The 25,915-nt window shown below is 56.3% G+C and carries 24 protein-coding genes; 10 read left to right on the forward strand and 14 right to left on the reverse strand.

Going from position 1 to position 25,915, the window contains the following annotated elements; translation table 11 throughout:
* Nucleotides 1–12: 12 nt before the first annotated feature.
* Nucleotides 13–675, reverse strand: coding sequence for an energy-coupling factor ABC transporter permease (locus SBL51_RS03755; RefSeq protein ID WP_317929297.1), 663 nt, complete (start codon nt 673–675; stop codon nt 13–15).
* A gap of 360 nt (nt 676–1,035) precedes the next feature.
* On the opposite strand from SBL51_RS03755, the gene SBL51_RS03760 reads away from it, so the two are divergent.
* Complete coding sequence (locus SBL51_RS03760) at nt 1,036–1,932, forward strand: GGDEF domain-containing protein (protein ID WP_317929298.1); 897 nt, start codon at nt 1,036–1,038, stop codon at nt 1,930–1,932.
* A gap of 11 nt (nt 1,933–1,943) precedes the next feature.
* On the opposite strand, the gene rluB is transcribed toward SBL51_RS03760, so the two are convergent.
* The 5 genes from rluB to SBL51_RS03785 all read right to left on the reverse strand — a co-directional run bounded on the left by rluB (nt 1,944) and on the right by SBL51_RS03785 (nt 6,487).
* The gene (gene rluB / locus SBL51_RS03765; RefSeq protein WP_317929299.1) at nt 1,944–2,771 is read right to left on the reverse strand and encodes a 23S rRNA pseudouridine(2605) synthase RluB; all 828 of its coding nucleotides are present in this window, start codon (nt 2,769–2,771) and stop codon (nt 1,944–1,946) included.
* 15 nt (nt 2,772–2,786) lie between these two features.
* Nucleotides 2,787–3,929 (reverse strand): SMC-Scp complex subunit ScpB, encoded by a 1,143-nt coding sequence (gene scpB / locus SBL51_RS03770; protein ID WP_317929300.1) that lies wholly within the window; start codon nt 3,927–3,929, stop codon nt 2,787–2,789.
* Entirely contained in the window at nt 3,926–4,819 is an 894-nt protein-coding gene (locus SBL51_RS03775; protein WP_317929301.1) for a ScpA family protein, read from the reverse strand. The genes scpB and SBL51_RS03775 overlap by 4 nt, the downstream gene beginning before the upstream one ends.
* A 143-nt stretch (nt 4,820–4,962) precedes the next feature.
* Nucleotides 4,963–5,592 carry an L-threonylcarbamoyladenylate synthase gene (locus SBL51_RS03780; protein WP_317929302.1) on the reverse strand — a complete coding sequence of 210 codons (630 nt, stop codon included), beginning with the start codon at nt 5,590–5,592 and terminating at the stop codon, nt 4,963–4,965.
* 55 nt (nt 5,593–5,647) lie between these two features.
* Nucleotides 5,648–6,487 (reverse strand): PHP domain-containing protein, encoded by an 840-nt coding sequence (locus SBL51_RS03785; protein WP_317929303.1) that lies wholly within the window; start codon nt 6,485–6,487, stop codon nt 5,648–5,650.
* Nucleotides 6,488–6,868: 381 nt separating this feature from the next.
* Between SBL51_RS03785 and SBL51_RS03790 the strand changes: the two genes are divergently transcribed.
* The 7 genes from SBL51_RS03790 to SBL51_RS03820 all read left to right on the forward strand — a co-directional run bounded on the left by SBL51_RS03790 (nt 6,869) and on the right by SBL51_RS03820 (nt 11,898).
* On the forward strand, nt 6,869–7,585 hold the full coding sequence (locus tag SBL51_RS03790) for a VC0807 family protein (RefSeq protein WP_317929304.1): 717 nt from the start codon (nt 6,869–6,871) through the stop codon (nt 7,583–7,585).
* Between the two features lie 21 nt (nt 7,586–7,606).
* Nucleotides 7,607–7,906 (forward strand): YciI family protein, encoded by a 300-nt coding sequence (locus SBL51_RS03795; RefSeq protein ID WP_317929305.1) that lies wholly within the window; start codon nt 7,607–7,609, stop codon nt 7,904–7,906.
* Nucleotides 7,907–8,031: 125 nt separating this feature from the next.
* The gene (locus SBL51_RS03800; protein ID WP_317929307.1) at nt 8,032–8,721 is read left to right on the forward strand and encodes a TIGR04211 family SH3 domain-containing protein; all 690 of its coding nucleotides are present in this window, start codon (nt 8,032–8,034) and stop codon (nt 8,719–8,721) included.
* Between the two features lie 16 nt (nt 8,722–8,737).
* Nucleotides 8,738–9,313, forward strand: a complete 576-nt coding sequence (locus SBL51_RS03805) for a peptidylprolyl isomerase (protein ID WP_317929308.1) — start codon at nt 8,738–8,740, stop codon at nt 9,311–9,313.
* A gap of 134 nt (nt 9,314–9,447) precedes the next feature.
* Entirely contained in the window at nt 9,448–10,206 is a 759-nt protein-coding gene (locus SBL51_RS03810) for a pyridoxine 5'-phosphate synthase (protein ID WP_317929310.1), read from the forward strand.
* On the forward strand, nt 10,203–11,105 hold the full coding sequence (locus tag SBL51_RS03815) for a Rossmann-like and DUF2520 domain-containing protein (protein WP_317929311.1): 903 nt from the start codon (nt 10,203–10,205) through the stop codon (nt 11,103–11,105). Before SBL51_RS03810 ends, SBL51_RS03815 begins: the two co-directional genes overlap by 4 nt.
* 4 nt (nt 11,106–11,109) lie before the next feature.
* Nucleotides 11,110–11,898, forward strand: coding sequence for an RNA methyltransferase (locus SBL51_RS03820; RefSeq protein WP_317929312.1), 789 nt, complete (start codon nt 11,110–11,112; stop codon nt 11,896–11,898).
* 10 nt (nt 11,899–11,908) lie between these two features.
* Here the strand turns inward: SBL51_RS03820 and SBL51_RS03825 are convergent, their stop codons facing one another.
* Together SBL51_RS03825 and SBL51_RS03830 are read right to left on the reverse strand one after the other, a co-directional pair.
* A complete protein-coding gene (locus SBL51_RS03825) occupies nt 11,909–13,075 on the reverse strand; it encodes a benzoate/H(+) symporter BenE family transporter (protein ID WP_317929313.1) in 1,167 nt (388 codons plus the stop codon).
* A gap of 172 nt (nt 13,076–13,247) precedes the next feature.
* On the reverse strand, nt 13,248–13,844 hold the full coding sequence (locus tag SBL51_RS03830) for a hypothetical protein (protein ID WP_317929314.1): 597 nt from the start codon (nt 13,842–13,844) through the stop codon (nt 13,248–13,250).
* Nucleotides 13,845–14,156: 312 nt separating this feature from the next.
* Here SBL51_RS03830 and SBL51_RS03835 point away from each other — a divergent pair, with 312 nt between their 5' ends.
* A complete protein-coding gene (locus SBL51_RS03835) occupies nt 14,157–15,509 on the forward strand; it encodes an amidohydrolase (protein ID WP_317929316.1) in 1,353 nt (450 codons plus the stop codon).
* Nucleotides 15,510–15,573: 64 nt separating this feature from the next.
* On the opposite strand, the gene SBL51_RS03840 is transcribed toward SBL51_RS03835, so the two are convergent.
* The gene (locus SBL51_RS03840) at nt 15,574–17,976 is read right to left on the reverse strand and encodes a putative bifunctional diguanylate cyclase/phosphodiesterase (protein WP_317929318.1); all 2,403 of its coding nucleotides are present in this window, start codon (nt 17,974–17,976) and stop codon (nt 15,574–15,576) included.
* A gap of 257 nt (nt 17,977–18,233) precedes the next feature.
* Complete coding sequence (gene ttcA / locus SBL51_RS03845; RefSeq protein WP_317929320.1) at nt 18,234–19,109, reverse strand: tRNA 2-thiocytidine(32) synthetase TtcA; 876 nt, start codon at nt 19,107–19,109, stop codon at nt 18,234–18,236.
* Nucleotides 19,110–19,295: 186 nt separating this feature from the next.
* Here ttcA and bioA point away from each other — a divergent pair, with 186 nt between their 5' ends.
* Nucleotides 19,296–20,603, forward strand: a complete 1,308-nt coding sequence (gene bioA / locus SBL51_RS03850; protein ID WP_317929322.1) for an adenosylmethionine--8-amino-7-oxononanoate transaminase — start codon at nt 19,296–19,298, stop codon at nt 20,601–20,603.
* Here the strand turns inward: bioA and SBL51_RS03855 are convergent.
* The 4 genes from SBL51_RS03855 to leuC form a co-directional block, all read right to left on the reverse strand.
* A complete protein-coding gene (locus SBL51_RS03855) occupies nt 20,600–22,255 on the reverse strand; it encodes a PP2C family protein-serine/threonine phosphatase (protein WP_317929323.1) in 1,656 nt (551 codons plus the stop codon). The genes bioA and SBL51_RS03855 overlap by 4 nt on opposite strands.
* A 335-nt stretch (nt 22,256–22,590) precedes the next feature.
* On the reverse strand, nt 22,591–23,676 hold the full coding sequence (gene leuB, locus SBL51_RS03860) for a 3-isopropylmalate dehydrogenase (RefSeq protein ID WP_317929325.1): 1,086 nt from the start codon (nt 23,674–23,676) through the stop codon (nt 22,591–22,593).
* A 34-nt stretch (nt 23,677–23,710) separates the two neighbouring features.
* Entirely contained in the window at nt 23,711–24,367 is a 657-nt protein-coding gene (gene leuD, locus SBL51_RS03865; RefSeq protein WP_317929327.1) for a 3-isopropylmalate dehydratase small subunit, read from the reverse strand.
* A 12-nt stretch (nt 24,368–24,379) separates the two neighbouring features.
* Nucleotides 24,380–25,798, reverse strand: coding sequence for a 3-isopropylmalate dehydratase large subunit (leuC, locus tag SBL51_RS03870; protein ID WP_317929329.1), 1,419 nt, complete (start codon nt 25,796–25,798; stop codon nt 24,380–24,382).
* Between the last annotated feature and the right edge of the window lie 117 nt (nt 25,799–25,915).

Here is a 25,915-nt window from a genome sequence, read left to right on the forward strand (position 1 = left end):
TGAAGCTCTCCCCTAGTCGGAGAGATACCGGTCATCATCGTAGCTTTTAACCAGGTCGGGCTTTAGCACCGTCACCGTGGATAACACCGCTCCCCCAATAAAGCCCTCCGGGAAGATCGACATCACATACAGCCAGGCATGGTCGCTCAGGGTAACCAGCAGGCTATCCAGCGAGAAGAGCCAGTACCAAAAGAGCGACGCCAGCAAGGTGACAAACACTGTAAAGATAGAACCAGCAAAGCCGCCCCCCAAAATAAACATAAAGAGATTGTTTACCGGTACCCGCGCTATAAACTGCTGCACCAGCCAGCTGGCCGCTACCGGCATGGCCACACCCAGCCAAAAGTTGACTGGCAGTGTGTACCAGGGCAATGGCTGCAGCAGCTGTCCAGCCAGCAGGGCCAGGGCGCCAATCAGCAGCGTCAGCGCCCAGCCGAAGATAAATACTGCCGCCGTCAGTACCGTGAGGTGCATGGCCAAAATTCCCGCCAGGGGGATTTTTAACAGCCACACAAAGCTGACCACCAGCCAGTAACCCAACCACATCAGGCTGCGATCGCGCACGGCGAGAAAGGCTCGCCATGGGGTTAGCAAAAATGCTATGAGCAGTAGCCCGCCGCTGGCGATCAAACAGAACCACAACAACGCTGTACCGGGATAGATCATTAGGCTCATAGCAATAGAATCACCACAGTCAACGGCTGCCGCACGCTGTTAGCGGATCAATGGCTCCACCGGTAAAGGCGGCAAATTCATTCCGCTTAACCATCGACAAAACTTTGACGCTCACCAACACCCCCTTAAACAACCACCTATCTCATTATTTTTAATATACTTTTTACTTTATTAGAAATTTGGCATAAATATCGCTTTACAGTAATCACAGAACTTTTAATGACGCCATCGTTGCAATAATCAAGTCGCGGCCAAACAGGCCGACACAGTTGACGGGCATATTGCATAACAGCCAGCAAAAGCCCGGTCGAATGCCAAGGAACAGGCGTCACTCAACGCAATCGAGACAGGAATAGAGGTATGCTTTCCCAAACAGATGCACGCAGCCGACTGGGTAAAGGTCCGGCATTGGTAACTCCTAAAGCCAGGGTTTTGGATCCCAACGATACCCTGGGCTTTGTCCAAAGCCTGCAATCGAGCCTCGAACTGGAGGTCATCCTACCCTTTTTGCTGGATCATATCCGCATCAGCGTACCCGGTTGTCGCCTGCTGTATCAGCACAACGAGCTCAACATCAATATCGAGTTGGGTGGCCCCAGTCTGAAAAACAAGTGCTTCTACCAGCTGAAAACCGACCAGGACAAGCTCGGCGAAATCCGTATCAGCAACTCAACCCGCTTCTCTGAAAACGCATTGCAAGTGATTGAGCAGAGCCTTGCCTACCTGCTCTATCCGCTGCGCAATGCCATTCTCTATCAGCAGGCGGTAAAAAATGCGCGTCTGGATGCCCTGACCGGAGTCGGCAATCGATTTGCCTTTAGTCGCTCCTTTGAGCGGGAATACCTGCTGGCCCAGCGTCACAACTACCATCTGTCACTGCTGGTGATGGATGTCGACCACTTTAAACGCATTAACGACCACTACGGTCACTTGGTGGGAGATAAGGTGCTGAAAGAAGTTGCACAGACCCTGCAGACGGCCATGCGCCAAACCGACATGATCTTTCGTTACGGCGGAGAGGAGTTTACGGCCATTCTGACGGAGACCGATACCGAAGGCGCCAGAGTCATTGCCGAGCGTATTCGCGAGCGGATTGGCAACCTGGTTATCCAACATGACGACCAATCGATTCACGTAACCATCAGCATTGGCATTGGCAGCCTGCGCGATTCAAACAATGATCGGGAACTGTTCGAACAGGCGGACAACAATCTCTACATGGCAAAACGCAGTGGCCGCAATGTTGTCTGCGGTTAACCCCAATCTAATCAGTGTTTGGGGCCTTTGGATCTGAGCTTTCGATCACGCCGTTGATACTGCTCTTTTTCTTGCTGGCGCAGCGGTTTGGTGGATGGCGCACTGATACCGGCGGTCAGGCAGAGATCTTTGATCTCCTTCGGTAACAGCTCCACCCACTGACCAACGCGAACGTGGGAAGGGATAAATATATTGCCGTAGCGTACCCGTTTCAGGCGGCTCACCTTCACCCCCTGCGACTCCCACAGGCGGCGAACCTCCCGGTTGCGACCTTCCATCACCACACAATAAAACCAGCGGTTTTTACCTTCGCCGGCACCATCGACGATATCGGTAAATTTGGCGACACCGTCATCCAACAGCACCCCTTGCACCAGGCGCGCTTTCATATCGTCGTCAACCTCACCCTGTACACGAACCAAGTACTCGCGATCAATAACCGAGGAGGGGTGCATCAGCTTGTGCGCCAGCTCACCGTCGTTGGTAAACAGCAACAAGCCACTGGTATTGAAGTCGAGCCGGCCAACGGAGATCCAGCGCCCGGCTTTCAGTTTTGGCAGGCGATCGTAAACAGTGCGCCGGCCTTCTGGGTCGGAACGGGAACAGATCTCGCCTTCCGGTTTGTTGTAGAGCAGAACCCGCAATTTATCCTCGGCGGCGGCGTTATCCACCACCTTGCCGCGAAATTGCAGTTTGTCTTCACTGCCTACCCGGTCGCCCAAGGTAGCTGGCTTGCCATTAACCAATACCTCGCCCTGGGAGATAGCACGTTCCATCTCCCGTCGAGAGCCGAGCCCGGCTCGGGCCAGGACTTTTTGGATTTTTTCGCCTTCCGACATAGTTACGGCAAGCCTCTAGCTGCGATCAAACAATGAAGGAGGTACAGAAGGAGCCGGTGTCGACTCCTCCTCTTCATCCGGGGTATCTGCTGCGTCCGATGGCTGAGCATCCTCGGCTGCGAGCGCTGCCACTGTGGGCTCCTCCCACTCGGCTATCGAGTCGTCTTCGTCGGCCAAGCTTTCCTGTTCATCTTCAGAGGGGGAGTGCTCAGCTTCATCTTCGTTTTCAATAAGCTCCTGTAGAGCCCCGCCGGCCGCGCAGTCGGAATCATCCACAGTCGCATCGGTTTCATCAGTAACCGGAGCGGTTTCGCCATCGAGCGTCTCGAAGAGCGAGCCGGCGTCCGGGCTGATGCCATCGGCAAGCAGCGACACTTCATCCTCGTCTACAACTTCCTCTTTTTCGTACTCTTCGCTGACTTCATCCCCTTTATCGCCGTCGGCGAATTCGCCGAGCTCATCCTCCTCCGGCTCAAATTCAGCCTCGCCGGCCAGAGCTTCGGCAATCAGATCGGGCTCGTCGGAATTGGCAGCTTCGGAACCATCTCCATTATCGCTGCCCGCCTCCTGCTCTATACCCGCCAGGTTCAGCTCCGGATTGAGCTGATCAAGATCAGCCAGTTCACCCAGGGAGGGAAGATCTTCCAGATTTTTGAGGTTGAAATAGTCGAGAAACGCCTTGGTGGTGGCGTAAAGCGAGGGCCGCCCCGGTACATCCCGGTGCCCAACCACCTTCACCCACTCGCGCTCGGTCAAAGTTTTGATGATGTGCGAACTCACCGCCACACCGCGAATCTCTTCGATATCGCCGCGGGTGATCGGCTGGCGGTAGGCGATCAAAGCCAGCGTCTCGAGCATGGCGCGCGAGTACTTTTGCGGCTTCTCTTCCCACAGGCGGTTGACCCAGGGGGCAGTCTCCTCCCGCACCTGAAAGCGCCAGCCCGAGCCGACCTCCTTCAATTCAAAGCCACGACCCTCACAGTCGGTCTCGATGGCGGTCAAAGCGGCCTTGATTTCGTCATTGCTTACCGAAGGTTGCTCTAACAGCCCCTCCTCCGTTACAAACAGGTCGGACAGGCGTTTTAGGTCCAGCGGTTGGCCGGCAGCCAGCAGCGCGCCCTCTATTATTTTTTTGAGTTGATTGGATTCGATTGTCATTGCATCCGCGACTTCACATGGATGGGACCAAAAGGTTCGTTTTGAATAATTTCCACCAGGGACTCTTTTATCAGTTCCATCACGGCCAGGAAGGTAACCACGACACCCAAGCGCCCCTCAGCGACACTAAACAGGCTTACAAAGGGCATAAATTGGCGGTGAGATAACTTTTCCAATACCTGCGCCATACGCTCCCGGGTGGAGAGTTTCTCTTTCTCGACATGGTGGCTGGTGAACATATCCGCCCGCCGTAACACCTCTGACAACGCCAACAATAGCTCTTTTATGTCTACCTCCGGCTCCGGCCGGGTCAGGTTGCGGTCCGGCGCCTGGGCGCGCGCTGTGTGAATGTCACGGCCCACGCGCGGCAGCTCGTCGAGATCCTCTGCCGCCTGCTTGAAGCGTTCATACTCCTGCAGACGGCGGATCAGCATGGCTCGCGGATCTTCCTCGTCCTCATCATCGGTGGGTGGCCGCGGCAGCAGCATACGCGATTTTATCTCGGCCAGCATGGCCGCCATCACGAGATACTCAGCCGCCAGTTCAAACTGGAGAGAGTTCATCATCTCCACATAGTCGATGTATTGGCGGGTGATATCGGCGACGTTGATCTCCAGAATATCGATATTCTGGCGACGTATCAGATAAAGCAGCAGATCCAGCGGCCCCTCGAACACCTCTAGAATGATTTCCAAAGCATCAGGGGGGATGTAGAGGTCCTTGGGAACCTCGGTAATCGCCTTGCCCGCAACGATAGCGAACGGCATTTCACCTTGGCTGGGTTGAGCCTCTTCTGCCTCCGGCAGTAACTCGGATTGACCCTGTTCGGCCACCTCAGTGGCGTCAGCAGCCTCTTCCTGGCTCTCGATTGACTCGGTATCTTGGCTCACACGCCGCCTGTAACTGGTTGTATTTGTTGAATGATTCAGTAAAGACCCGGGTGTATTCGGGCGGGAGATTATAGCGACTAAGTTAACGGGTTCATAGAACCCTCACACAAGGCGCAAAGCCGGTGCCCGCGGAGGTGCCGCCCTTAATCGACCAGGTCGAAACCGGCGCTGTCGCCCAGCCCTTGACGCAGCAGACGTGGTTCGCCCTCACTGAAGTCGATAACGGTGGTGGGCTCCATGCCGCAGTAGCCGCCATCGATGATCAACTCCAACTGGTGCTCCAGGATCTCACGAATCTCGTAAGGATCGGTTAACGGCAGCTCTTCCCCAGGCAGAATCAACGTACTGCTCATCAAAGGCTCACCCAACTCCTCCATCAATGCCAGGGCAATAGCGTTATTGGGCACGCGCATGCCAATGGTTTTACGCTTGGGATGCATCAGTCGGCGGGGCACCTCGGAGGTGGCCGCCAGGACAAAGGTGTAAGGCCCGGGGGTGTGCGCCTTCAGCGCCCGAAAGACCTGGTTGTCGACCTTGGCGTAGGTGGCAAGCTCCGAAAGATCGCGGCACATAAGGGTAAAGTTATGCTCCTTGCCCAACTGGCGGATCATTCGGATACGCTCCAGCGCCATCTTGTCACCCAGATGACAGCCCAGGGCATAGGCGGAATCTGTCGGATAGACCACCAAACCGCCGCTGCGAATAATTTCGACCGCCTGCTTGATCAGACGCGCCTGCGGGTTGTCGGGGTGGATTTGAAAAAATTGGGACACTTAAGCTCCTTGTTGTTCGAAAGATTGGCGCAGTTGGGCAGTAGCCGCCAGGGCGCTATGACCAGCACTGCCAAACGGGCGCGATGGTATCGGGTAACTGCCCCGTGCGGCCAAGCATCTGCCAGGGCATGCCGGGGCTGTGGAAGTCGCTGCCAACGGAGGCATAGAGCCCCATTTTGCCCGCCAGCGCCGCCAGATTGCGGGTCTGGTCGGGACTCTGGTCGCTGCCGCTGATCACCTCCAGCGCTTTGCCTCCAGCTTCCAGGAAGCTGCTCAACAGCGCCACCAGCTTGGTACGGGTTAGATCGTACTTGAGTGGGTGAGCAATAACGGCGACACCGCCAGCCGCGACAATCCAGCCCACAACTTCGGCGAGTTCCGGCCACTGATGGCGGACATCTCCCGCCTTGCCATTACCCAGGTAACGCTTGAAAGCCTGGTTGAAATCTTTGACCACACCGAGCTCGATCAGATACTGGGCAAAGTGTGGCCGGCCCACCACAGCGCCATTGGCATAGCGCTGCGCCCCCTGCAAACAACCCGGGAAGCCCAACTTGCCCAGGCGTTCAGCAATCTGCTCACTGCGCTGCTGGCGGATAGTCGCCATACGCCCTATGGCAGCCAACAGGGCGCTGTCGGTGAGATCAAAATTGAGCCCCACCACGTGGATACCCCGATTTTGCCACTGGCAGGAGAACTCCACACCGTTGATCAAGTCTATACCTGTCGTCAGCGCCGCCTGGCGGGCCTCTGCCACCCCGGCCAGGGTGTCGTGGTCAGTCAGGGCCAAATGGCTAACCCCCTGTTCCGCCGCCAGCTCAACCAGTGCTTGGGGGCTTAAGGCGCCGTCGGAGCGGAGGGAATGGCAGTGCAAATCGTACAGTATGGGAAACAACTCCGTACCAGGAAAATCGGCAATCAGCTATTGCTGGGCTGCAGGTTTTGAGAAACAGGGCTACAAACGCAATTTTATTTGGCCAAACAGTGATTTAGCGCTTTGAAAGCCACGCCAAGTACACGTTAAAATGCCAAGCGCGTAGATTAACACACAACAGATTCAGCGGCAGGGCCGACATTGAAAATCTACACAACAGCCAAGTGTGCAGCTCTCTGAGTTAACACAGACAGTTAACACAAACAGTTAACAGAGCCAGTTAGCACAACCAGCTAACAAAACCCGGATACAACCACCCGTTTAGGTTGACAAGAGACACAAGCCGAAGCCCGCAAGATTTAGCAGAAGCAGCCCAGTAAGATTTACCGAATTTAAGAGCATATGAGCGAAGTCACCACTCCCCCACAAACAACGCCCCCCAAAAAGGAAAATCTCTGGATCAACCTCCTGTTGAACGTGGTGGTGCCCACGTTGATCCTAACCAAGCTGAGCAAAGAGGAGTACTTGGGGCCAACGCTGGCTCTGATCATCGCCCTCGCTTTCCCCATTGGCTACGGCATTTGGGACTACTTCACCCGCCGCAAATGGAACTTCCTCTCTGGCCTGGGTATGGCGGGGGTTCTGCTCACCGGTGGCATCAGCCTGCTGGAGCTCGACCCAAAATACATCGCTATTAAAGAGGCCGCAGTACCTGGTATTTTGGCGCTGGCTACTCTTATCTCGAACTACACCCGCTACCCGTTGGTTAAAACCATCATGCTCAATGACAGCGTGCTGAAAATGGAGGCGATCAACCAGGCACTGCAGGAGCAGAATACCCGTGCCGACTTCGACCGGGTGCTGACCATAGCCTCCTATCTGGTAGCCTCCTCCTTCCTACTCTCATCAGTGCTCAACTACGTACTGGCGAAAATGATCGTTGTCAGTGCCCCCGGCAGTGTCGAATACACCCAGGAGCTTGGCAAAATGACAGCGCTCAGCTACCCCGTGATCGTACTGCCGGGCATGCTCATTCTTATGGGCTCCATGTTTTACCTGTTCCGGAACATCACCCGCCTCACCAAATTGTCGCTCGATGAAATCCTGATTCAACAGTAGCCCTAACAAAAGGAAAAAAGCATGTGGTATAGCGTGGTTGGAACCGACACGCCCGGTTCCCTGGCAAAGCGTCTTGAGGCTCGCCCCGCACACCTGGAGAGGGTCAAAGCCTTGCAGGATGCCGGCCGTCTGTTGGTGGCAGGTCCCAATCCCGCCGCCGATACCACCGCGCCCGGTGAAGCCGGTTTTACCGGCAGTATCATCATTGCCGAGTTCGCCTCTCTGGCCGACGCAGAAGCCTGGGCCAATGCCGACCCCTACGTATTGGCCGGGGTTTATCAGTCTGTCAGCGTTAAACCCTTTATCAAGGTGCTGCCGTGATGGCCCCACAACAGTGCTGGTAGCGCCTGTTTAACCACAACAAATGATGCATCAGTACCCGATAACACTAGTACTCCTAACGGGTACTCATAAATAGACCCACTAAAACCTATAAAGCGATCACCATGTCTGCCATCTCACATAAACATCTACTGGGCGCGCTCTGCTGCCTTATCTTATTCGCCTTTGGCGGGCCATCCGCTCACGCTGAAACCGGCTACATCTCCGACAAGCTTTACGTGCCATTAAGGTCCGGTAAGGGCAATCAGTTCCGGATTATCAACAGTGCCCTCAAATCGGGTACCCGACTGCAGATATTGGACGAGGACGAAGAGTGGGTGCACGCTCGCACGGAGGATGGCGTGGAGGGGTATATCCGCGCGCAGTACGTAGAAAAGGAGCCCACCGCCCAGCTGAAACTGGTCGCGGCCCAAGCCGAATTGGCCAAGGTCACCAGCAACTACCGTAAGTTGCAAGCCAACTTCGAAGAGCTTCAGTCCGAGCATCAACAGCTGCAGAACCAGCTCTCCTCCCGCGACCAAACCCTGTCCAATACCGAAACCCAACTGGAGGAGATCAAACGTATCTCCGCTGGTGCTGTCGATCTCAATAAGCGCCACCAGGAGCTGCTCAACGCCCACCAAATGCTGCAAACTGAGCTGGATGTACTGAAAGCGGAGAACAACCGCTATCGCAAAGACGACAGCCAGAAGTGGTTCGCCTACGGCGCCGGTGCAGTGGCACTGGGCGTTGTGATTGCGTTGGTGGTACCCATCTTCCGGGTGCGACGCAAGAAAAGTGAATGGTTGAACTAAGGGTACTAGAGCCAAGATGAAAAACCGTAACGCACCCCCCCCAATCCAGGCCCTTCTGGCCAGCCTGGTGCTCTGGCTGGCCCTGCCGTTCAACAGCTGGGCTGAGCAGGTGGAACTCGAGACCGACCTGGGCAAGATTGTTATTGAGCTCTACAGCGACAAGGCCCCGGTCACCACCGCCAACTTCCTGAAGTATGTCGATAGCCACTTTTACGATGGCACTATTTTCCATCGGGTGATCGCCAATTTTGTGGTGCAAGGCGGCGGCTTACGCTACGACTTCACCCAGAAAGAGACCAACGACCCCATTGTTAACGAGTCCAGTAACGGCCTCCTGAACCGGCGCGGCACTCTCTCCATGGCCCGCTACTCAGATCCAGACAGCGCCACCTCACAGTTTTTTATCAATTTAAAAGACAACACCAACCTCGACCCCAAAGCCAATAAAGCGGGCTATACCGTCTTTGGCGAGGTAATTCAGGGTATGGCGGTGGTGGAAGCCATTGTTGCCGAACCCCAGGGGCTCTATCGCAACTACCCCAATGCCCCCAATGCCCCGGTGCGAATTCTAAAAGCGAAGCGGCTGCCGTAGCCACGGCCCGGTTAATTTGGCTGCAAGCGCAAGGGGCGATACTATCGCCCCTTTCTGTTACCGACTTTAGGCCGGTTGCCGATTATCCCTTTTCTTAATCTACTCTGTTACGGATTCTATTGAGCCTACCCATTATGGCCATCGCACTAAGTGTAAATCTCAACAAAATAGCGCTGCTGCGCAACTCCCGGGAAGGTAATTTCCCCGATCTTATCGAACACGCCGAAACCTGCATCGCCGCCGGCGTCCAGGGCATTACCGTGCACCCCCGCCCGGACCAGCGCCACATCCGTCCGGACGACTGCCGGCACCTGACGCAACTCATTACCCCCCTGTCGGATATTGAGTTCAATATCGAAGGCAACCCGTTTGAGGGGGCACAGGGCAGCTACCCCGGCTTTATGGAGCTGGTGCTGGCCAGCATGCCCGATCAAGCCACCCTGGTGCCCGACGGCCAGTCACAGCTAACCTCTGACCACGGTTTCGACCTGAAAACCAGCGGCAAACGGCTGGCACCCATTATTGCGCAGCTGAAGAATGAAGGGATTCGCGTAAGCCTGTTTATGGACCCGGACCTGGAGCAGATTGCCCTGGCCAAACAGATAGGTGCCGACCGCATTGAGCTCTACACCGGCCCCTTTGCCAAAGCCTATGCCGAAGGCCAACCACTGCCAATCTTCAACCAGCATGTGGCCGCCGCCCAATACGCCACCGGGCTCGGCCTGGAAGTGAACGCCGGCCACGACCTCAACCTGGCCAATATGACCCTGTACCGTCACCTGCCGGGCTTGGCCGAGGTCTCCATTGGCCATGCGTTGACGGTGGACTCTATTGCCATGGGCATGACCACAGCCATTGGCTGCTACCTTAGCCTCTGTGCCGTTGGCGAATGAAGCCACGCATCAACATTATTGGCAGCGGCCGGGTCGGCCGTACCCTGGCCAGGCGCTGGCAGGATTCAGCCCTGGCGGAGATCGGCCAGATAGTTAACCGCAGCCCCGAACAGAGCCAAGCGGCGCTGGCATTTATCGGTGCCGGCAGCCTCTGCCAGCGGTTGCAAGATCTGCAGCCAGCCGATATTTGGCTGGTCACCGCCCCGGATGGCGCCATCGCCAGCCTGGCGGAACAGCTGGCTGCGCTGCCGCTGGCGTGGAGCGGGAGCGTTGTCTGCCACTGCTCTGGCGCCCACGGCTCGCAGCTGCTGGCAGCACTGGCTGAGCGTGGTGCCGCAATCGCCAGTGTTCATCCCATCCACAGTTTCGCCAACCCTGAGGCCAGCCTCGCCAGCCTGGCTGGCTGCTACGCCGGTGCCGAGGGTGAACCCCAGGCGCTGGCACAGTTGCAACCCCTGTTCACGGGTATTGGTCTGCATTGGTTAACGCTCAATGGCGAGCACAAAAAGCTCTATCACGCCGCCGCCGTATTCGCCTGCAACTACTTCGTGACGCTGTTGCACTCGGCCGAACAGTGCCTGCAGGCCGCCGGCAGTGACAACAATCTGAATTTAGCCATCCTGCGGCCACTCATAGAACAGACCCTAAGCAATACGCTCAGCCTGGGGCCTACAGCGGCCTTAACCGGGCCAGTGCAGCGCGCTGAGGTCTCGCTTCTGCAACAGCAGTGGCAGGCAATCACCCAACTGGACCCAAAACTGGCCGAGCTCTATCGTGCCCTGGCCCAGGCCACCATGGCCATGGCTAGCCCCCAACAACAAGCCAGCCAAGCCTGGCAACAGATGCAGGCACTGTTTCAGCAGCCTCTGGCCTCTCTCACCGAAATGAGCGACCAATAACAGTATGGTTAACCCTCCACAAGACTCCGAAGCCTACCGCGCCAAGCGTGCGCAACTGCGCAGGCTGCTTACCGTTTATGGCCGCAAGCCTGTACTGGAGGCGTTGCAGGCCGATAGCGCCAGGGCCTACCGCCTGCACCTGGCCGACAGCAACAAACCGGCCCCGATTCTCGACCAGATTATTGCGCTGGCCACTGAACAGGGCGCGGAGGTGCTCTACCACTCCCGCCAACAGCTGTCGCGCATCTCAAAAAACAGCAAGCAGGATCAGGGTATCTGTGTGGACCTGGAGTGCCCCGGGTTTGAGGACGCCCACGATTTTCTGGCGAACAACCACCAACGCAATTTTGAGCTCTTGGCGCTCGACGGTATTACCAACCCGCAAAACCTGGGCATGATTATTCGCTCAGCCACTGCCGGCTTTGTCGACGGCATACTGCTCCCGGAAAAAGGCACCGCCCAGATTGATGCCCTGGCCATTAAAGCCAGCGCCGGAACGGTATTTAAAGCCAAGGTTTTGCGCTGCCAGTCGCTGGCAGAGACACTGGCGGAATATAAAAAGGCGGGCAGTGAGCTCTACTGCCTGGCTGGCGATGGCAAAGAGTCACTCGCCTCGTTGAGTGGTGAACGACCCAGGATTTACATATTGGGTAATGAAACGGATGGGGTGAGCAGCGCGGTGCGGAAACTGGCCAGCCACAGCTTGGCGATCCCTATGAATAACGGTGTGGAATCCCTCAACGTGGCGGTTACCGCGGCGCTGCTCAGTTTTCGCAAGCTGTTTGCCGGGTAGCCTCTCCTCATTAACGGGGCTTGGCCAGGCTACCCCATACCGTTGCCGCCAGCACGCCAATCATCAGCCCCCAGAAGGCACTGCCAATTCCGGCGATAGTGAGCCCGGAAGCGGTCACCAGAAAGGTAATAATCGCGGCTTCGCGGTAGCTCTGGTCCACCACCGCCGCCTGTAGGCTGGAACCGATGGTGGCCAACAGCGCCAGGCCGGCAATCGCCGCCACCAGCGCCAACGGCAAGGCATCGAATACCGCTACCACCGAGGCCGCAAACAGGCCGGCCAGAGCGTAGAAAATCCCCGCCCAGATAGCGGCCCAGTAGCGTTTTTTGGGATCGGGATCAGCCTCTTCACCCATGCAGATAGCCGCAGTAATGGCGGCCAGGTTATAGGCGAAGCCACCAAAGGGGGCGAGCAATACCCCCACGAAGCCGGAGGCAGTAATAATCGGCGAGGCGGGGGTGTGATAGCCATGGGCGCGAATCACCGCCAGACCCGGCATATTCTGGGAGGCCATGGTCACCAGAAAGAGCGGCACCCCCACCCCAATCATGGCGCTCCAATTCCACTCGGGCGTCACCCAGTGGGGTTGGGCCATCTGCCAACTCACCTCGGCAAAATGGGTATCTCCCTGCACCAGCGCCACCACCAGCCCCGCCACTAACGTCAGAGGTACACAGTAGCGCGGCAGCAGCGGTTTCAAAACCAGATAGACCAACAACATGATGCCAACCAACCAGGGCTGGCTTTGTAGGGAAACAAACACATCCAGGCCAAAACGCAACAAAACTCCGGCCAGCATAGCCGCAGCGATGGGGCCGGGAATGAGGCGCATCAGGCGGTCAAAGAGTTTGGTCAGGCCGGTGATCAGAATCAATACCGAACTCAACAGAAACACAGCCACGGCCTCGGCCATCGACAAGTCCTGCAACCCGGTCACCAGCAGTGCCGCACCTGGCGTCGACCAGGCCATCATCACCGGCGACCGAAACCACCAGGAGAGGCCGATGGTCAGCACACTCAAACCAATACCCAGCGCCCAGAACCAGGAGGTTACCTCCGCCGCGCTGGCTCCTAAGCTGTTTGCTGCCTGAAAAATTATTGCCGCCGAGCTGGTGTAACCGACCAATACCGCAACAAAACCGGCGCTGGCACGCCCCAAATTAAATAAGCCAAACACGCTGATGAACTACCTTCTAAAAAAATCCCACACAGTAACTGTGGGCGCTTGTAACCAAGGAGGAAATAATCGGAGATAGGGTGTGGTTTGCTCACATCGACCAACATGAGCAAACCTGGCGGATTATGGCTGGAAAGAAAATGGTTTAAAAGCGCAGGCGAACAAAGAACAATTAAAAGGTGCGCATCTGCGCAATTTTCTGGTCAATAAGCTGTAAATACGGGGCAAAATTGCCAAAGCTCGCCTGAAAATGGAGGTACGCCAACTCGGAATCCTTGCTGTTCATGGCATCAATTTCAGTCATTAATCGGTGGCCCGACTTAAACAGCCCATCGATGGTCATCGATAGCCAGATATCATTGTCGATCCATTTATCGATAAACTCCCGCAGACGGGCGAAATTTAATTTCACCAACGGGTTGCTGGTTTGGGTCTCTTTTAATTTCCAGAATTGCAGATTTTTGTGGAAGGTGTTCTCCGCATAAACCCGAGGCCGGCTGATCTCAGAGAGATAAACTTCAGAAAACCGCTTATAAAAATCGACAAAACTCTGTTCAAACTCGCTTTCACTGCTAATGGCCAGCAGCGGGTTAAAGTTATCCACCACCACCTCGTAGCTGGCAATAATATCGACCATCAAATCGTGAAATTCTGCCTTAAACTCCGGTTTGCGCACAGCCATGTTGATTACCGCACCGGCACTGGCCACCTCCACCGCCGTGACACTGATGTTGGCCAGCTCTTTCAACACATTCAATTCAATACCCATGCAACCCCCTACGCTTTCGTCTAACTACGTCTACAGTAACTCTGGCAAAATTCTGGGCTGTGGTAGCCACCTTAACCAGCTGGCACACTCACTGCCCCTCAAAACACCGAGCAAAGAGTGTGCCTCGCACTCTTCTGGCGGCCTGCCAACCAATCGGCTCAGCCAGCAGGGTGGTGTAAAACTGCTCCGCGCTCCTGTCTCCCCTCTCTCCGCTCAGGTCAATAAAGACTTGCCCAACCAATCTGAGCCACCTACCCTGGTCCTGCCATCGCGCACGATTGATTCCCCAAGTTAAATTCAAGGCTCACAACCATGATTAAACGCCTGCAGAAACCTGCAATCAGCCCCACCCGCACCCTGTTAACTGGCCTGCTACTAGCCCTCAGCGCTGGCACAATGGCCGAGACGCCGTTGGAATCGGCGATTCAAACCGATTACAACAAATACCTCGACCCACTCTTTAAATATTTTCACACCAACCCGGAGTTGAGCACGGTTGAAACCAAAACCGCCAAGCGCCTAGCCCAGGAGTTGCGCAAAGCCGGCTTTAAAGTGACCGAGAAGGTAGGTGGCACCGGTGTGGTTGCCATCCTCGAAAATGGCCCAGGCCCGCTGGTGATGATGCGCGCCGATATGGACGGCCTGCCGGTGGCCGAGAAATCCGGCCTGCCCTACGCCTCCAAAGCGACGCAAATCAGCCCCATTACCGGTAAAGAGGTGCCGGTGATGCACGCCTGTGGCCACGATGTGCACATCACCAGCCTGATTGGTACCGCCCGCCGTATGAAGGCCATGAGCGACCAGTGGTCCGGCACACTGATGCTGATTGGCCAGCCGGCCGAGGAGCGCATTATGGGTGCCCGCGCCATGATGGCCGACTCCCTGTGGGACCGCTTTGGTACCCCCGATTATGCGCTGGCGCTGCATGTCTCCTCAGCCTTAGAGGCCGGCTTCGTAAACGTGGTGCCAGGCAGCCCCTACGCCGGCTCTGACTCGGTCGATATCATTGTCCATGGCATAGGTGCCCACGGCGCCAGCCCCCACGCCGGTAAAGACCCCATCGTCCTGGCCTCGCAAATCGTGTTGGCACTGCAGACGTTGGTCTCCCGCGAGCTGTCACCCCGTGAGCCTGGCGTGGTCACTGTCGGCTCCTTCCACGCCGGAACCAAACACAACATTATCTCCGACGAAGCTCATTTGCAGCTTACTGTGCGCAACACCAACCCAGAGACCCGCAAACTCCTGCTCGACGGCATCAAACGCATAGCCGTTAACATGGGCCGCGTTGCCGGGCTGCCCGAGGATAAGCTGCCCGAGGTGATCTACTCCCAGGAGAGCGTTCCGCCGACCGTCAATAACGAGGAGTTGGCCCTGCGCCTGAAAGCCCTGTGGACGGAGAAAATGGGGGCTCAGCGGGTGGTGAGTGAAGCCCCATCCGGAATGGGGGCGGAGGACTTCCCGATGTTTACCGAGGAGCCCTATATTCCAAGTGTCTATTTTAGTGTCGGCGGTACACCGAAAGAGGATTTCGAACGCATGGCCGATGGCGGAGAGCCGGTACCCAGCCACCACTCGCCTCTGTTCAAGATTGTGCCAGAACCGGCCGTCACCGCCGGTGTGGAGGCGACCGTGCTGGCCCTGATGGAACTAATGCCGAAAGAGTAGTTGCCAGAACCAACCCCCGCCCATTATGGGCAGGGGTTAGGAACCTGCGTCAAGGAACGGGGAATTAGGAACCAGAAAGCTGGATTTCTCCGTGCGAATCACGCAACAGCTCGAGAAATTTGTCCGCCGATATCGGCCGGCTGAAGTAGTAACCCTGGTACTCATCACAGCCAAACTCCTTAATCAGAGCCAACTGCTCAGCCTCTTCCACCCCTTCCGCCACCACTTTCAAGCCAAGCAGACGCCCCATACTGGCCATGGATTCCACCAGCACCTTGTCGCTGCGGTCGATACGGATATCCCGCACAAAGCTCTGATCAATTTTTAAGGTGGCCACCGGCAGTCGCTTCAGGTAGCTGATGGAGGAGTAACCAGTTCCAAAGTCATCCAGCGAGAAGCTGATGCCGATGTCACACAGCTCGCGCATGGTGCTGGCGGTGTCGTCGATATTGCCGATCACCACCCCTTCGGTCACTTCTATATCGAGAGAGCCATACTCGATGGGAATATCGCGCAGAGTCGCTTTTACATCATCGACAAACTCACTGCGGCGGAACTGACGGGGGCTGATATTGATGCTTAAGCGCATACCAGATTGCCAAACCCCCATCTGCTGCCACTCCTGCAACTTGCGACAGGCCTCTTCCAGAATCCACTGCCCCACCTCCACAATCAGGCCGGTATTCTCGAGCGTGCCAATAAAGTAGCCCGGGCCGATCAGTCCCTTCTCCGGGTGTTTCCAACGCAGCAGCGCCTCGGCACCGGTCAGTTCGCCGGTGGCGACACTCACCTTGGCCTGGTAGACCAGTTCAAATTGGTGCTCCTCCACCGCTTTATGCAGCTGTCCTTCCAACACCAGTTGGCTTTTCACCTGCTCCGCCATGGTCTCATTGAAGAAGGCGATGGAGTTCCGGCCCCCCTCTTTCACCCGATACATGGCGGTATCAGCGTAGCGCAGCAGCTCGTGCACACTTAGGCCTTCGTCGGGGAACATCACCGCGCCGATACTGCAGGTAACCCGCAGTTCGAGATTATCGTGATAAACCGGGTCCGCCAGGCAGACACGGATCTTTTCACCCACCTCGGTGGCTTTATGTATCGCCTGGGTCAGATCGGTGTCGAGCACCGTCAATACCAACACAAATTCATCGCCACCCAGACGGGCAACCAGATCTTCATCGCGGACCGTCTGTTGCAGGCGCCGGGCGATCTCCACCAGCACCACATCACCCACGGGGTGGCCGAGGGAGTCGTTAATGTTTTTAAACTGGTCCAGGTCGATAAACAGAACCGCACCGTAGTACTTGTGCCGTTTGGCCCGGTGCAGCTCGTTCTCCAACCGCTCAACTAAATGCATGCGATTGGGCAGGCGGGTGAGCGAGTCGTGGTAGGCCATGTAGGCGATATCGGCCTCTGACTTTTTGCGGTCGCTGATATCAGTGGAGACCACCAAAGCCACAGGCTCATCGTGAAATTGCAGCAAGGTATAGTGGCTCTGCCAGTAGAGCGGTTGGTGGTTGTGGTCAAACCAGCGCTCTTCGGCAACAAAGAAATCTTCGTGAGAATCAAAAACCTTCTTATCGCGGGCGAGGATTTCATCGGCGTTGGTCAGCTTCTCGCCCACCACATCCTTGAACTTTACATAGCGCAGGTGATCCGGGCTCATACCAAACACCGAAGCCCAGGCCTTATTCACAAACACCAGGTAACCGTCCCGGTTACGGGCAGCAACGAACACCGGCAAGCGATCAATCAATTGCCGCAGGTGCTCTTCACTTTTACGCAGTGCGATCTCCACCGAGCGCTGGGAATCCAGCGCCAGCTCAACCGATTCCAGCAAACGGTTGCCGTTATCCACCAACCGCGAGATCTCATCCGAGCGATACTTAATCAGCGAAAAACGCCGGGAACCCGGCTTATAGAAGTTGATCGACTCCATCTCCCGCGCCAACCGCAATATGGGCCGGGTGAAGTAGGAGTAAAAGATAACGCACAAGAGGCCGATCAAGACAAAGTTGCGAAACAGATCGGAGCCCAAATAGGTGATCGAGCGCTGATAGAGTGACTGGTAAGCGATGCTCAAATCGACAGTGTAGGCGACTCTGCCAGCCTGGTAGCCCTCGTACTCGTTCAACACTAGGTCTGCCTGATAAGTTTGGTAGCGGTCGCCTAACAGCTCGGTCATCCACAGCAGTTTAGAGGGGGCGTCGTTGCTGTTTTCAGCCTCGGCCAGAACATTGCCGAGCTCATCAACCACCTGAACCGATTTCACAAAGTTGTAGCTGAGCAGCCCGGCAACGACTTCCGCCGCCAGTTCGCTATCGAGGGTATGAACGGCACGGGCTGCGGTTGGAGTAACCAGTTCGATGATGTAGTCGTTGGTCTTGCTGAACTCGCGTTGTTGCCTTTGGAAGTCCCAGTAGATCTGGATACCCCCAAGCAACAGACCCAAGCCAAAAGTGATCAATAGGCCGACGAGCGCTAGACGATAAGTAATTCCAATAAAAATAGCGGCCTAACCCCCTGAGAAGAGCCTCATCCTGTCTTTTCCGTTGATAGTATAGTTGATGCTTCTAATAGAGCGCTGATTTTCACGATATTACCGACCGATTACTCATGTATTCGGCAATAACATCATTTTAGTTCAACAGAATAGACAAACCTTGCCACGGGACTCTTTCAGGTAGGTCAACTTCCGACCAAAGCGGCCGCTATTGAAGGCGGTTAGAGCTGCAACACATCAATCAGATTGACCGCGTCGCCCACCTCAACCTCCTCATCGCTCTGGGCCACACCGGAACGGTCCACTTTCAGATTCACAAAATCGAACAGTTCGCGATCAGCCAACTGCGACAGTGATACCCGCTGCAGAGCACCAAAAATAGTCTCGGTGCGCCCGGGGCTCTCTTTCTCCCACTGAGCCAACATCGCCTTGACCGCCTGACGCTGCAGATTCTCCTGGGAGCCACACAAATTACACGGAATGATCGGGAAACCCTTATGTTCCGCCCACAGCGTGAGATCCGCCTCCCGGCAGTAGCTCATGGGCCGGATCACAATATTGCGGCCATCGTCGGCCAGCAGTTTCGGAGGCATCGCCTTCAGCCGGCCACTGTGAAACAGATTGAGAAACAGGGTTTCGACGATGTCATCTTTGTGGTGGCCCAGGGCAATCTTGGTAGCGCCAATCTCTTCGGCAAAACCGTAGAGTGTGCCGCGCCGCAAGCGCGAACAGAGGCCACAGGTGGTTTTCCCCTCGGGAATCACCCGCTGCACCACACTGTAGGTGTCGCGCTCAATAATATGAAAGGAAACGCCAAGCTTGGTGAGATATTCCGGCAGTACATGCTCGGGAAAGCCGGGCTGCTTCTGGTCGAGGTTAACAGCAACCAACTCAAAATCGATGGGCGCGGTTTTCTGTAACGCCCGCAGAATATCCAACATCGCATAGGAGTCTTTGCCGCCGGAGAGACAAACCATCACCTTATCGCCGGCCTCAATCATATTGAAGTCAGCAATGGCCTGCCCCACCTGCCGGCGCAGGCGTTTTTGCAGCTTGTTATATTCGAGTCGGTCTTTGCGGATATTGGGTGCGGTCATAATTAATGCGGGTTATTCCTTCACTTCAACGGGGCCAGGCGATGATCAATAATTCGCCAAAATCGAAAAGCCCGCTATTTTAGTCGTAATCCCTAACAGAGCAAGCAGGAAACCAAGTTTGCGGCCTTTGCGGTTTCAACGGGCAGATAGCATGGCTACAATAGCCGGCTTCCAAAAGGGGCCACTATGCAATCATCGCAAACTAAAAAACTCGCTGAACAACTGGTCGCCCGCGACCGCCAACACATCTGGCACCCCTACTCCTCTGCCACCCAGCACCCGCCGCTTTACCCCATCGCCCGGGCCGAGGGGGTACGCCTTTATTTAAAAGATGGCCGGGTACTGATTGATGGCATGTCCTCCTGGTGGTCGGTTATCCACGGCTACAACCACGCGGAGCTGAACGAAGCTATCACTCAGCAGCTCGATAAAATGGCGCACGTGATGTTTGGTGGTTTAACCCACGAGCCCGCCGTGCAGCTGGCCGAGACTCTGGTTCGCTTAACACCCGAGGGGCTCAACCGGGTGTTCTTCAGCGACAGCGGCTCGGTGGCGGTGGAAGTAGCCATTAAAATGGTCCTGCAGTACTGGCAATCGCGCGGGCAGAGCGGCAAACACAAGCTTCTCTCTCTGCGCCGCGGCTACCATGGCGATACCTTTGCCGCCATGTCGGTGTGTGACCCCGATACCGGCATGCACCATCTGTTTCACGAAATTCTGGTGCAACAGATTTTCTCCGACTCTCCCGGCTGCCGCTTTGACCAGCCCTGGGACGACGCCTACATACAGGATTTTGAAACACAAATCACCAGCCACAGTGAGCAGTTGGCCGCCGTTATTTTGGAACCCATTGTGCAGGGTACCGGCGGCATGAATTTCTACTCGCCAGAATTTTTACGGCGGGTACGCGCGCTCTGTAGCAAACACAATGTGTTGCTGATTGCCGACGAAATCGCCACCGGCTTTGGCCGCACCGGAAAATTGTTTGCCTGTGAACACGCCGGTATCAGCCCCGATATTCTCTGCCTGGGCAAATCGCTGACCGCTGGCTACATGACCCTGGCTGCCACCCTCTGCACCGACGAAATCGCCGTCGGCATCAGCGAAGGCGAGGCATCGGTCTTTATGCATGGCCCAACCTTTATGGCCAACCCCCTGGCCTGCTCGGTGGCGCTGAAAAGCTGCGAGATTTTGGAACGCGAGCCCTGGCAAAAGTGGGTGGCCAGGCTGGAACAGGTGATGAGTAAAGAGCTGAGCCCAGCGCGGGAGCTACCTCAGGTGGCTGATGTACGGGTACTGGGAGGCATTGGTGTTATTGAATTGAAAGAGCCGATCACGCTCGCCAACGAACAGGATAAATTTGTCCAGGCCGGTATCTGGGTGCGGCCCTTTGGCAAGCTGGTTTATATCATGCCGCCGTTTGTCATCTCTGAGCTGGACTTAACCAAACTCTGCCGGGCACTGGTGGAGGTGGTAAAAACCATTCACCCCTAAGCGGAAATTTCCAGCAGCAGCACGCTGCGCTCAGCGTGCAGCTCCAACTTGTCGAACCGCTCAACCAACTGCTGGGGCATCGCCTCTTGTGCTAGAAAATGAAGCGCTTCGCTACCGGGCTCTGACTCCGGCAGCATCAATCGCAGCGAGAGGCGAAACAGCGGGCGCTCCTGCATTTCGATATGGACCGACACCTCCCGATCCAACTCACGCAGGCTCAACACCACTGGTTGGCCAGGCTGAAGATGAATGACCAGCAACGGAGTTTGCAGCAGCTCAGTCATCACCTGCGAAAGTAACACTGCAATATTATTTTGCGCATCAACGTTCAACGACAGACGCTGCAGCAGATCGAGCATGCCCGGTATTTTTTGCATTCGTGTGGGCAGAAATTTTATCTGCACCTGCCAAGGCTCAGCGCCGGCCTGAATCGTCAGTGTCGGGTCGATGACCGTCGGTAGATACTCTCTGCTCAATTCTTCAACTAGGGTACCAGTGGCCCGAGCCGGCGGCGCCTTGGCAGTGATGATCTCCAGCAGCGTGATATCGTCCTTTTGTTCAGTCGCCCCACGAAAGCCATTCAACGCGGCGACCACCGTGGCCACCAGATTATCTCCTGCCCGGCCTATAACCTCGGCCAGACGCTGCTCACCAAAGAGTTCGCCAGCGCTGTTTTGCGCTTCAATCACGCCGTCGGTATAGGCCAGCAGGCGGCTGCCGGGCAACAGGCTAAGCTGTTGTTCCTGGCGACTGAATTCGTGGTTGTCGAGCACCCCCAAGGGCATATGCAGCGATTGCAGGGTGGCCACCTCCCCACCCGCGGGGTTGATGATGTAGAGGTCGTTCATTCCCCCCAACCACAGCTCCGCCGAGGTCATACCAGGCGAGAGCTTTACAATCGCCGCACAGCAGAACATATGGTGTGGCAGAATCTTCAGCAGCTTGCGGTTGGCCTCGGCAGCGATATCGCCCACCGGCGCGCTCTTGGCGGCCATGGCGTAGAAGAGGTCTGCCACCGGCATACAGCCAATCGCCGCCGAGAGGCCATGGCCGGTAAAATCGCCCAAAAAGAGATAGGTGGCGCCCCCATCGGTACGGTAGGCCAGATAGAGATCGCCATTGAAGGTTGATAGTGGTGCCAGCAAGACATTGAGTGATTCACACTCCAGCCGGGCGGGTTTAATCACGTGATCAAACACATGCTCGAGCACCAAATGCTCCCGGGCTATCGCATTCTGATAACGCAGCAGATCGCTATTTTCACGCTCTTGCTGGCGATGCAGGCGGGCGCTGCGTTGGTGCGCCGTTATGCGACTAAACAACAGGGTTTCATCAATCGGCCACGGTAGGTGGTCATCTCCGCCAGCCGCAAAGCTGGATTCCACCAGCGCCCTATCCAAGCGGGAGGAGAGCAAAATCACCGGAATATGGCTGCGTCCAAGTTGCTTTTTTAGCTGCCGGGTAGTCTCCAGGCCATCAAGCTCGGGGGCGTCGAGGGAGATAAAGATCATGCTCCAATCACCAGACTGCGCCACCGCGTTGACCGCCTCCCAATGAGTACTGGCAGCGGCCACCTCAAGCGATAGAGCACTGAGCAGTTCGGTTAATTTCTGGCGCTTCGCAGCCAGTGCATCCACCACTAGGACTTTCAATCAGCGTACCTCAGAGCGGGAGCACAGAGGGTGAGCAGACGTTGGCGGCCCATCCTGTGGCACTGTGCGACACCCGGCGTTGATCCGTTTGAATTTATGGTTGTTACCCGTGTAATCCATCAGCAAGCGCAGGGATTCAGCCTTGGAGTTTGAATTATAGACTTCTAATTCTCAAACAGCGGAGATGGGAAGGTGTGACAGAGGGACTAAAAATTGAGGGGTAGGTCCGAATGGGATTTTCCATCGGCCTTTTGCGGAGCCGTCCATGGCCTCAATGGCCATGGGCGACAACCGGGAAACCGCTAAGCGCCACCCCGGGGAGAGAGTATTCTTGGTTACACCTCAGCCAGAGCGGCAACCACGGCATCACCCATTGCCGTGCAACCTACCCGAGTACAGCCTTCAGACATGATATCCCCAGTGCGCAGGCCATCGTCCAGCACCTTGGCTACCGCACGTTGAACGCGGTCGGCTGAAGCCACCTCACCGAGGGAGTAACGCAGCAACATCGCAGCCGACATGATGGTCGCTAGCGGGTTGGCGATATCCTGGCCGGCAATATCCGGCGCTGAGCCGTGGCTTGGCTCATAAAAACCCAGGCTGCTCTCATTCAAGGAGGCCGAAGGCAGCATACCGATGGAGCCGGTCAGCATGGAGGCCTCGTCGGAGAGAATATCGCCAAACAGATTGCCGGTTACAATCACATCAAATTGTTTAGGGTTGATAACCAGCTGCATGGCGGCGTTGTCGACATACATATGCGACAGAGTCACATCCGGGTACTCCTTGGCCACCTCTTCCATCACCTCCCGCCACAGCACAGTCACCTCAAGCACGTTGGCTTTGTCGACTGAACAGACGCGCTTGTTGCGCTTCTGGGCGGAGTCAAAGGCGACCTTGGCGATACGGCGAATCTCAGATTCACTGTAGACGTCGGTGTTGAAACCCTGCCGCTCGCCGTTGTCCAGGGTGCGAATACCGCGTGGCTGGCCAAAGTAGATGCCACCAGTCAGCTCCCGCACGATGAGAATATCCAGGCCGGCAACCAGCTCCGGCTTCAGTGGCGAGGCATCCACCAGCTGCTTGAAGGCGGTGGCCGGGCGCAGGTTGGCAAACAGGCCGAGGTCGGCACGGATATCCAACAAACCCTGCTCGGGCCGCAGGTGGCGCTCGGTTTTACCGTCCCATTTGGGGCCACCCAGGGCACCAAAAAGAATGCCATCGGATTTGTGAGCCTTGGCTTTGGTCTCTTCCGGGTAGGGGTGGCCATACTTGTCGTAAGCGCGGCCACCCAGCATGGCGTAGTCGAACTCGAGGTTAAGCCCGTCGAGCTCATTCACCGCGCGCAGAACCTTCTCCGCCTGGGCCACAATCTCCAGACCGATACCATCACCTTCAATAATCAATACATTTTTTGTCATTTGCTGAACCCTAGCTGTTCGTTCGCGTTGGACCTTAGCTCTCGCTCTGGACCGCGCCAAATATCCATGGGGTGGCGGACTTGGCCTTAACTTCGTAGGCCTTGATGGCCTCCTCCTGCTGCAGCGTTAAACCGATGTCGTCCAGGCCGTTTAACAGGCAGTGTTTGCGGAACTCGTCGACCTCAAAGTTGAAGCTGTCACCGCTGGGGGTGATCACCGCCTGAGCCGCCAGGTCGATAGTCAGGGTATAGCCCTCGTTGGTGTACATCTCCTGGAACAGCTGCTCTACCACAGCGGCCGGTAACACAATCGGCAGCAATCCATTTTTAAAGGAGTTGTTGTAGAAGATATCGGCGAAGCTCGGTGCAATTACCGAACGGAAGCCGTAGTCATCCAGTGCCCAGGGGGCGTGCTCTCGGCTGGAACCACAGCCGAAGTTCTCCCGCGCCAGCAGGATCTGTGCACCCTGGTAGCGGGGAAAGTTAAGCGGAAACTCCATATTCAACGGCCGCCCGGAACAGTCCTGATCGGGAATACCTTCGTCCAGATAGCGCAGCTCATCAAACAGATTCTTACCAAAACCGGTACGTTTGATCGATTTTAAGAAGTTTTTGGGAATGATCATGTCGGTATCGACATTGGCGCGATCCATTGGCGCCACTAAACCTGTTACTTGCGTGAAGCTTTTCATTGTCTGGCCCCCTTACAGTTCACGTACGTCGACAAAATGGCCGGCAATCGCGGCCGCCGCCGCCATAGCCGGACTGACCAGGTGGGTACGGCCACCATAGCCTTGGCGCCCTTCAAAGTTACGGTTGGAGGTGGAGGCGCAGTGCTCACCATTACCGAGTTTGTCGGCGTTCATGGCCAGGCACATGGAGCAACCAGCCTCGCGCCACTCAAAACCGGCGTCGACCAGAATTTTATCCAGCCCTTCGGCCTCCGCCTGGGCTTTCACCAAACCGGAGCCAGGTACTACCAGGGCGCGTTTAACCGAACCCGCCACTTTGCGCCCCTTGGCCACCTCCGCTGCGGCGCGGATATCTTCAATGCGGGAGTTGGTACAGGAGCCGATAAAGACCTGGTCAACCGGGATATCGGTAATTTTTTGGCCAGCCTGCAAGCCCATGTACTGCAGGGCACGCTCGATGCCCGATTTTTTCACCGGGTCGGACTCGGCCGCCGGGTTGGGCACATTGGCGCCCACCGGCAGTACCATCTCCGGTGAAGTACCCCAGCTTACCTGCGGCTCAATGGTGCTGCCGTCCAGCTCAACGATACAGTCGAATTGGGCATCGGCATCGCTCACCAGGGTTTGCCAGTAGTCCACCGCCTGCTGCCACTGCTCGCCTTTGGGGGTGTAGGTGCGGCCCTGAACGTAATTGATGGTGGTCTCATCCACGGCCACCATACCAGCACGGGCCCCCGCTTCAATGGCCATATTACAGACCGTCATGCGGCCCTCCATGGTCATATCCCGCATCACCTGGCCGCCAAATTCGATGGCGTAACCGGTACCACCGGCGGTGCCAATCTTGGCGATAATGGCCAGCACCACATCTTTCGGGCTGACGCCATTGCCCAGCACACCGTCAACTTTAATCAGCATGCTTTTCATCTTCTTCGCCACCAGACACTGGGTGGCCAACACATGTTCCACCTCACTGGTGCCGATGCCGTGCGCCAGGGCGCCCAGAGCGCCGTTGGTGGCGGTGTGGGAGTCACCACAGACGATGGTCATACCGGGCAGACAGGCGCCGCTTTCGGGGCCGATGACATGCACGATACCCTGGCGGTCATCGTTGATCTTGTACTCGACAATGCCGAAATCGTCGCAGTTGTCGTCCAGAGTCTGTACCTGAATACGCGAGATATCATCTTCGATACCAGCCACACCGCGGGTCCGCTCATCGACGGTGGTGGGCACATTGTGGTCTGGGGTGGCCAGCACGCTATCCACCCGCCAGGGTTTGCGGCCCGCCATTCGCAGCCCTTCAAAAGCCTGCGGCGAGGTTACCTCGTGGATGATATGGCGATCGATATAGATCAACGCCGAGCCATCATCGCGGTTTTGCACCAGATGGGCGTCCCATAATTTGTCGTACAGGGTTTTGCCGGCCATTTTCTTCTCCTGATTTACGGTCATCAGTCACGGTAAAGGCTGAAATTCTAATGATCAGCGATTGATAAAACAAATTCATTATTTTTATAATTTGAATAACCAACTGGAATGAAAGAG

It is taken from the genome of Halioxenophilus sp. WMMB6 (assembly GCF_033283405.1).
Taxonomy (GTDB): domain Bacteria; phylum Pseudomonadota; class Gammaproteobacteria; order Pseudomonadales; family Cellvibrionaceae; genus Halioxenophilus.